The organism is uncultured Neisseria sp. (assembly GCF_951230505.1).
Taxonomy (GTDB): Bacteria; Pseudomonadota; Gammaproteobacteria; order Burkholderiales; family Neisseriaceae; genus Neisseria.
In genome coordinates this window covers 1-8,246 of sequence record NZ_CATNVN010000080.1, presented here as the reverse complement: position 1 = coordinate 8,246, position 8,246 = coordinate 1, and the positions used below count along the sequence as shown (strand labels likewise).

8 protein-coding genes are annotated in these 8,246 nt (G+C 50.3%); 5 read left to right on the top strand and 3 right to left on the bottom strand.

Features of this window, described 5'->3' with window-relative positions; genetic code table 11:
- The 3 genes from Q1M25_RS06305 to secA all read right to left on the bottom strand — a co-directional run.
- A partial coding sequence (locus Q1M25_RS06305) for a ProQ/FINO family protein (RefSeq protein ID WP_300483031.1) occupies nt 1-383 on the bottom strand: 383 nt, incomplete at its 3' end.
- A 117-nt stretch (nt 384-500) separates the two neighbouring features.
- A complete protein-coding gene (aroC, locus tag Q1M25_RS06300) occupies nt 501-1,601 on the bottom strand; it encodes a chorismate synthase (protein WP_300483029.1) in 1,101 nt (366 codons plus the stop codon).
- 132 nt (nt 1,602-1,733) lie between these two features.
- A complete protein-coding gene (secA, locus tag Q1M25_RS06295; protein WP_300483026.1) occupies nt 1,734-4,487 on the bottom strand; it encodes a preprotein translocase subunit SecA in 2,754 nt (917 codons plus the stop codon).
- A gap of 154 nt (nt 4,488-4,641) precedes the next feature.
- Between secA and Q1M25_RS06290 the strand changes: the two genes are divergently transcribed.
- From Q1M25_RS06290 to dapE, 5 genes are all read left to right on the top strand, one after another.
- Nucleotides 4,642-5,064: a DciA family protein gene (locus Q1M25_RS06290; protein WP_199900726.1), complete on the top strand. Its 423-nt coding sequence runs from the start codon at nt 4,642-4,644 to the stop codon at nt 5,062-5,064.
- 291 nt (nt 5,065-5,355) lie between these two features.
- Complete coding sequence (gene azu, locus Q1M25_RS06285) at nt 5,356-5,934, top strand: azurin (RefSeq protein ID WP_003748712.1); 579 nt, start codon at nt 5,356-5,358, stop codon at nt 5,932-5,934.
- Nucleotides 5,935-6,026: 92 nt separating this feature from the next.
- Entirely contained in the window at nt 6,027-6,536 is a 510-nt protein-coding gene (locus Q1M25_RS06280) for a hemerythrin domain-containing protein (RefSeq protein WP_300483020.1), read from the top strand.
- 34 nt (nt 6,537-6,570) lie between these two features.
- Nucleotides 6,571-7,191: a glucose-6-phosphate 1-dehydrogenase family protein gene (locus tag Q1M25_RS06275; protein WP_300483017.1), complete on the top strand. Its 621-nt coding sequence runs from the start codon at nt 6,571-6,573 to the stop codon at nt 7,189-7,191.
- Between the two features lie 112 nt (nt 7,192-7,303).
- A partial coding sequence (gene dapE / locus Q1M25_RS06270; RefSeq protein WP_300483014.1) for a succinyl-diaminopimelate desuccinylase occupies nt 7,304-8,246 on the top strand: 943 nt, incomplete at its 3' end.

The window sequence follows — 8,246 nt, the reverse complement described above, 5'->3', positions numbered from 1 at the left end:
GTAGCCTTAGCGGCTTGGCGTTCGGCTTGTGCAGCCAATGCCTGTTGAACGGCTGGGTGCTGTTGGGCGATGGTTTGTTCTTCTGCGCTGACTTCGCCTTTGAAGCGGTTGTTCAGGTCAAAACGTTTGCCACCGCGAGCCAGGGCTTTCAGATAGCGTGGGCGGCGACAGTGGTTGGCCAGTACGCGTGCAATCAGTGCAGGGTCGTATTGGGGCAGGGCGGCAACCAAATCTTGATCAATGCCGACAGCCAACGGTTTGAATCGTTTGAACACATCATATTTGCCGTAAATGTGGTCGGCAATCATGTCTGTTTGTTTTTTCTTGCTCATGGTTTGGACGGCAGATTTCAGCGCAGCGCCCAAAGCGGTTTCTTGTGCCATTGCGGTTGTATTCCTCTAATATAAATCCGTATTTTCGTCATACGGCAATAAGGTGCTATTGTAGTATAAAGACTGTGATTTGGCTAAATTTTTCTGAGAATATTCAGAAATAAACGGTTATTTCCCCAGTTTGGCAATGTTTGGTGTATTTACCTGAATATCGGCATTTTGCGCACGATGGCGGAAGGCGTGGTCAATCAATACCAATGCCAGCATGGCTTCTGCAATCGGAGCGGCGCGCAATCCGACACAGGGGTCGTGGCGGCCGTGTGTGGCAAGCTCGATAGGGTTGCCTTCTATATCAATGCTGCGGCGCGGTGTGGCGATGGAACTGGTAGGCTTGATGGCAATATTCACATGAATGTCTTGTCCGGTGCTGATGCCGCCCAAGATGCCGCCTGAGTGGTTGGACAGGAAGCCTTGAGGCGTGAGCTCGTCGCCATGCTCGCTGCCGCGTTGCGTTACGCTATCAAAACCTGCACCGATTTCAACGCCTTTGACAGCGTTAATGCTCATCATGGCATAGGCAATTTCTGCATCGAGGCGGTCAAAAACCGGTTCGCCCAAGCCAACAGGGACGTTGGCTGCTTCGATATGAAGTTTTGCGCCGACAGAATCCAATGATTTGCGCACGCTGTCCATATAGTTTTCCAAGTCCTCAATTTGGCTTTGGTTTGCGGCAAAAAAAGGATTTTGGGAAATATATTCGTAACCTTCAAACTGGATTTCTTTTTCGCCTACTTGGGTAACGTAGGCGGTAATTTCAGTACCGAATTTTTCTTTCAGCCATTTTTTAGCGACTGCTCCGGCAGCAACACGTGCGGCGGTTTCGCGGGCGGAACTTCTACCGCCGCCGCGATAGTCGCGTGTACCGTATTTGTGCCAGTAGGTATAATCAGCATGTCCGGGGCGGAAGCTGGTGGCGATATTGCCATAGTCTTTGCTGCGTTGGTCGGTATTGCGGATTAGGAGGGCAATGGGTGTACCGGTGGTTTTGCCTTCGAATACGCCGGAGAGGATTTCGACTTGGTCGGCTTCGCGGCGCTGGGTAACGTGGCGGCTGGTGCCGGGTTTGCGGCGGTCAAGGTCAAGCTGGATATCCGCTTCGCTCAATTCTAATCCGGGCGGGCAGCCATCAATGATGCAGCCCAAGCCTGCGCCGTGGCTTTCGCCGAAAGTGGTAACGGTAAAGATTTGTCCGAAAGTGTTGCCTGCCATAGGGATACTCTTTTGAAATTGGGTTTGGAAGTTTTTTGCTTATTTGGATAATTCTCAGGCCGTCTGAACAGATGTGAGAACGAAATCAAAGATTCTCGTTTCACCGTTCAGACGGCCTTTTGAGATGACTGCTTAGTTCAATTTACCGTGGCACTGTTTGTATTTCAGGCCGCTGCCGCAAGGGCAAGGATCGTTGCGGTGAACAATCAGGCCGTTTTGGGCAAGCGCTTCAGGGCTGAAGTCTGTGCCGTCAGGGTCGAACGCTTCGGTAATCAAATCGGTTTGCGATTGACCGAGCAATTCTTCCATATCAGGCGCATCGGAGTGGACGGTTTGAACATCGCTGACGCTTTGTGCAGCAGTGTGGTCGTATTCGCTGTTGCGCTCGATTTGAACGGCGGTCAGCAAAGCGGCAATGTTTTGTTTGATACCGCGCCACAGGTTTTCAAACATGGCGAAAGCTTCGCGTTTGTATTCCTGTTTTGGATTTTTCTGAGCATAGCTGCGCAGATGGATACCTTGGCGCAAGTAGTCCATAGCGGCGAGGTGCTCGCGCCATTGGTTGTCGATAACTTGCAGCATAACATTGCGTTCGAAGTCAGACATAGCCTGTTTGCCGACCAATTCGACTTTTTCGGCATATTCGTCTTCGATACGCTTGATGAGGCATTCTTTAATGTCTTGGTTGTCCAAAGTGCTGTCTTCTTTCAGCCAGCCTTTGATATCGACATGCAGGCGGAAATCGGCGGCAAGTTGGTGCTCAAGTGCCGGAATGTCCCATTGCTCTTCCATGCTGTCAGGCGGGATGTGGTAGTCAACCAAGTCGCTGACAACGTCGGCGCGGATTTCGCGGGTCAAATCGCTGACGTCTTTAGTCGTCAGGATTTCGTTACGTTGATGGTAAATCACTTTACGTTGGTCATTGGCAACGTCATCGTATTCCAAAACCTGTTTACGCATATCGAAGTTGCGGCCTTCGACTTTACGTTGCGCGCCTTCGATTTGACGGGTCAGCAGGCCGTGTTCGATGGCAACGCCGCGCTCAGGTGCCAGGCGGTTGAGGATGGCTGCGGCACGGTCGAGTGCAAACAGGCGCAACAATGGGTCTTCAAACGACAGATAGAAACGGCTGGAGCCGGGGTCGCCCTGACGGCCGGCACGACCACGCAACTGGTTGTCGATACGGCGGCTTTCATGGCGTTCCGTACCGATAATGTGCAAACCGCCTGCGGCCACAACTTGGTCGTGTTCGGCTTGCCAACCGCTTTCAAGGGCGGAAATTTGCGCTTGTTTTTGCTGTTCGCTCAGGGTTTCATCGGCATGGATGGCTTCGATTTGATGTTTGAGGTTGCCGCCCAAGACAATATCGGTACCGCGGCCGGCCATGTTGGTGGCAACGGTAATTGCGCCGACTTTACCGGCTTGGGCCACAATCAATGCCTCGCGCTCGTGTTCTTTTGCGTTCAGAACGTTATGCAGCAGACCTGCTTCGTGTAACAAGCGGGAAACCAGTTCGGAGTTTTCGATGCTGGTTGTACCGACCAAAACCGGTTGGCCGTTTTTGTGGCATTCGGCGATGTCTTTGACGACGGCTTCAAATTTTTCTTCGGCTGAGCGGAAGATTTGGTCGTTGAAGTCTTTGCGTTGTACAGGACGGTTGGTCGGGATGATGACGGTTTCGAGGTTGTAAATGCTTTGGAACTCGAAGGCTTCGGTATCGGCCGTACCGGTCATGCCGGACAGTTTGCTGTACAGGCGGAAGTAGTTTTGGAAGGTAATAGATGCAAGCGTTTGGTTTTCGCGTTTGATTTCTACGCCTTCTTTGGCTTCAACGGCTTGGTGCAAGCCTTCGGACCAACGGCGGCCGGCCATCAGACGGCCTGTGAATTCGTCCACAATCACGATTTCACCGTCTTGAATGACGTAGTGTTGGTCTTTGTGGAACAGAGTGTGCGCACGTAATGCCGCCATGAGGTGGTGCATTAGGGAAATATTAGCGGCAGAGTAGAGCGAATCGTTTTCCTGTAATAAGCCCATTTGGGTCAGGATTTGCTCGGCGTGTTCGTGACCGGCTTCGCTCAGGATAACTTGGTGTGCTTTTTCATCTACCCAGTAATCGCCTTCGCCTTCTTCGGTTTCTTGGCGGATAAGGTGGGCCGGAACGGCATCCATTACGCGGTAGAGCTGGATGTTGTCATCTGCCTGGCCGGAAATAATCAGCGGCGTACGCGCTTCGTCGATCAGAATGGAGTCCACTTCGTCGACAACGGCAAAGTTCAATTCGCGCTGAACTTTGTCGTATTGGTCGGTCACCATATTGTCGCGCAGGTAGTCGAAGCCGAATTCGTTGTTGGTGCCGTAAGTAATGTCGGCACCGTAAGCGGTTTGGCGTTCGAAAGGTTGCAAATCGGCTACGATCACGCCGACGCTCAAGCCTAAGAAATTGTACAACGGCTCCATAATGCCTGCGTCACGGGAGGCGAGGTAGTCGTTGACGGTAACGACGTGTACACCTTTTCCTGACAATGCATTCAGGTAAACGGCAAGGGTGGCCACCAATGTCTTACCTTCACCGGTACGCATTTCGGCGATTTTGCCGTTGTGCAGGACCATACCGCCGATCAGCTGTACATCGAAGTGGCGCATGCCCAATACGCGACGGGATGCCTCGCGGCAGACGGCAAAGGCTTCAACCAAGATGTCGTCCAGGCTTTGTCCGTCGGCGAGACGTTGTTTGAATTCGGCGGTTTTGGCCTGTAAATCTGCGTCGCTCAACGCTTTCATCTGTTCTTCGAGTGCATTGATTTTAGCAACGGATTTACGATATTGTTTCAGCAGGCGGTCGTTGCGGCTGCCGAAGATTTTCTTAGCAATGTTTGTCAGCATGAATAATTCCTGCGCCTTGATATAATAGTGGGCGAAACTGGGATTTTAACACAAGCGCTTGTATAACGCGGTAATGCTGTTTGAAATAAAGGCGGTTTTGCTGTATTTCAATTGTAATTGTTTGGTTAATTTACTGAGAGGCCGTCTGAAATATATGGATTTAGCACAATTGGGCAAGCGCGATCATTTACTGGCGGGCTTGTTGCGACAATCGCAACAATGGCGGAAATTGGATGCAAAAGTCAAAACGGTTTTGCCGGTCAACCTGCATCCGCATTTTCAGACGGCCTGTATTGAAGACGGAAGACTGGTTTTGCTGGCCGCCAATAATATGGCTGCTTCGCGTTTGAAAATGATCCTGCCTGCCATGTTGCCCAAGTTGCAAGCATTGCATGCAGGCGTGAGGGAAGTGGTGGTCAGGGTAGTCCCCAAGCCACCTGCTCAACCGAAAACCAATAGTTTGCGATTGAGCGAGGCAGCTTTAGACAGTTTCGATGAAGCGGCGGCCAAATTGGAAGGCAAGCATCCCGAATTGGCAGCGGCATTGGCAGAATTGGTACGCAAGCACAGCCGCTAAAATCATGCCGAATGAGATTATGGTTAATAAATGTTAAAACTTATTTCATTTGACCGATAGTATCTAATACTAAAGAAATACGACCTAAACAGTAACTGTTTTCTTTTAGGTAAACTGATGTAAACTTGGCCTGAAACTTTGATTTCGTGTGAAGTTTGTAGCAAAATAACGCCTGAATTTCTTATCACTCTGCGTGAATAAGTTTAAGTTTGGCATTTGCCTTTGTTAATATATTCGCGCGGGTTCTATTAATAGAACTTAACAAGACTCTCATCATTAGGAGATACATCAATGAAAGCTTATCTGGCTCTGATTTCCGCTGCCGTTATCGGCTTGGCTGCATGCTCTCAAGAAGCTGCAAAACCTGCTGAAGCACCTGCTGCTTCCGCTGCTTCTGAAGCTGCTCCTGCAGAAACTACTGCACCTGCCGATGCCGCTCCTGCCTCTGAAGCTGCTCCGGCTGATGCTGCCGCCGCTCCTGCTGCCGGCAACTGTGCAACTACTGTTGAAGCCAACGACGCTATGCAGTTCAACACTAAAGAAATCCAAGTAAGCAAAGCTTGTAAAGAATTCACCATCACTTTGAAACACACCGGTACCCAACCTAAAGAAAGCATGGGTCACAACATCGTCATCGGTAAAGCCGAAGACATGGACGGTATTTTCAAAGATGGTGCCGGTGCTGCTGCAACTGACTACGTTAAACCTGACGACGCACGCGTTGTTGCCCACACCAAACTGGTTGGCGGCGGCGAAGAAGCTTCCCTGACTCTGGATCCTGCTAAATTGGCTGGCGGTGAATACAAATTTGCTTGTACCTTCCCAGGTCACGGCGCTTTGATGAACGGTAAAGTTACTTTGGTTGACTAATCCGTCTAAAGCTCGAAAACAGACAGCCTGCCTTGCGCAGGCTGTTTTGTTATAATCTGGAAACATTAATTTAAGAATAAAACCTCAAAACCATGAATCCGTTTGAAACCAAAAGCGTTACTTTTGCCGAACCCATTGAAATGCTGTACGCCTGTCATGGCAAAGTGCGCCGTTTCTGCAGCCAGGTTGCCATGTTGTCGGACTATATTGCCGAAAACGGCTGCAATCAAATCGTTTTGCAAACCATCCGCCAGATTGCCCAATATTTTAATGTTGCCGCGCCGTTGCACCATGAAGACGAAGAGGAAAATTTCTTTCCGCTTTTGTTGCAATATGCGCCGCAAGCTCAAGAAAGCGTTGACGAGCTGCTGCGCCAACATGTCAGCCTGCATAGCAATTGGGACGGCGTAGCGGCTGAATTTGCCAAGCTTGAAGCGGATAACGCCTATATTCCTGATGCCGAAGCATTCAAACGTTTTGTCGCAGGATATGATGTTCATCTGGCGATTGAAGAGCCGCTGTTTGATATGGGCAAAACCTTTATCCCCAAAGAAAAACTGACCGAAATCGGCGAAATTATGGCTGCACGCCGCCGCAAATAAGGCCGTCTGAAACAATCGTCTCAAGGAATACACTATGCTGACCCCAAAAAGTTGCGATTTGTTCAATATCCCTTTTTTCCAGTTTTCCCAGCTTAAAAAATACCAGCCTGAAAGCATTCCGCAAATCAAGGCAGACTATAAAGAAAACTGGCAGGTATGGCAGCAGCTGATCCAGCAGGTTGCTGCCGAATTGGGTGCACCGTTTGCGCCGCCGCATATCGAACGCTGGTGTAACGGCTGGCAGGTACGCGCTCATTTCTTTGCCTATTTCAAATACGAACAATATAAAAATTCCGCAGCGATTTTATCGATTTTGCTGAATCGCCGCCGTTTGAGCGTCAGCTTGGACTGGCATTGCTATAAAGCCGATGTGTCGCCCATTGCGCTGCCTGATTACAACCGCTGGCTGGATAATTTTGATATTGAAAAATACGCTTCCTTCGATATGTGGCACGGTGCGGAAAGTGAATATGACGACTACCGCACCGTCGCCCAACAAAGCGACGGCGATAGAAAGCTTCGAGACGATAAAGATTTCTTCTGTATCGGGAAACACATCGAGCGTGATGATTTAGGCAAGCAGGATGTAGCGAAATGGATAGCGGAAACAGTGGAAGAATTACTGCCGCTGTATGAAGCTTGCCATGGAAAATAACTCAGAATACTGAAAGGCAGACTGCCTATTCAGTATCTTCAAATAAACTCAAGGCCGTCTGAAAATCATATTCAGAACGTTTCAGACGGCCTGTTTCTCACAGTGAACAAATATGACCGAAACCCAATCCCTAGAGCTTGCCAAAGCGCTGATTTCCCGCCCGTCCGTTACACCGGATGACCAAAACTGCCAACAACTGCTGGCCGAACGCCTGCAAAAAATCGGTTTTGCCGTAGAGGAGCTTCATTTTGGCGACACCAAAAACATTTGGTTACGACGCGGTACGCAGGCTCCGGTGTTCTGCTTTGCCGGACATACCGACGTCGTGCCGACAGGCCCTGTTGAAAAATGGGATTCGCCACCGTTTGAACCGACCGAGCGTGAAGGCTGTCTGTATGGTCGCGGCGCGGCGGATATGAAAACCAGCATTGCCTGTTTCGTTACCGCCTGCGAACGCTTCGTTGCCGAACATCCCGATCACCAAGGCAGCATCGCGCTTCTGATTACTTCCGACGAAGAGGGCGATGCGTTGGACGGCACGACTAAAGTTGTCGATGTGTTGAAAGCGCGTGGCGAATTGATTGATTACTGTATCGTCGGCGAACCGACTGCCGTGGATAAATTGGGCGATATGTTGAAAAACGGACGGCGTGGCTCGTTGTCGGGCAATCTGACCGTCAAAGGCAAGCAAGGCCATATTGCCTATCCGCATTTGGCCATTAATCCCGTGCATACTTTCGCCCCGGCCTTGCTGGAGCTGACGCAGGAAGTCTGGGACGAGGGCAACGAATACTTCCCGCCGACCAGTTTCCAAATTTCCAATATTAACGGCGGCACAGGCGCGACCAATGTGATTCCGGGAGAGCTGAACGTCAAATTCAATTTCCGTTTCTCTACCGAGTCCACCGAAGAAGGGCTGAAACAACGCATCCACGCCATTTTGGACAAACACGGCGTGCAATACGATTTGCAGTGGTCTTGTTCAGGCCAACCGTTCCTGACTCAGGCAGGAAAACTGACCGACGTAGCACGTGAAGCCATTGCCGAGATTTGTG

What these genes read in the sequence shown, in the direction of transcription:
- aroC (WP_300483029.1), bottom strand. Translation starts at nt 1,601, where the DNA reads ATGGCAGGCAACACTTTCGGACAAATCTTTACCGTTACCACTTTCGGC.
- secA (WP_300483026.1), bottom strand. Translation starts at nt 4,487, where the DNA reads ATGCTGACAAACATTGCTAAGAAAATCTTCGGCAGCCGCAACGACCGC.
- Q1M25_RS06290 (WP_199900726.1), top strand. Translation starts at nt 4,642, where the DNA reads ATGGATTTAGCACAATTGGGCAAGCGCGATCATTTACTGGCGGGCTTG.
- azu (WP_003748712.1), top strand. Translation starts at nt 5,356, where the DNA reads ATGAAAGCTTATCTGGCTCTGATTTCCGCTGCCGTTATCGGCTTGGCT.
- Q1M25_RS06280 (WP_300483020.1), top strand. Translation starts at nt 6,027, where the DNA reads ATGAATCCGTTTGAAACCAAAAGCGTTACTTTTGCCGAACCCATTGAA.
- Q1M25_RS06275 (WP_300483017.1), top strand. Translation starts at nt 6,571, where the DNA reads ATGCTGACCCCAAAAAGTTGCGATTTGTTCAATATCCCTTTTTTCCAG.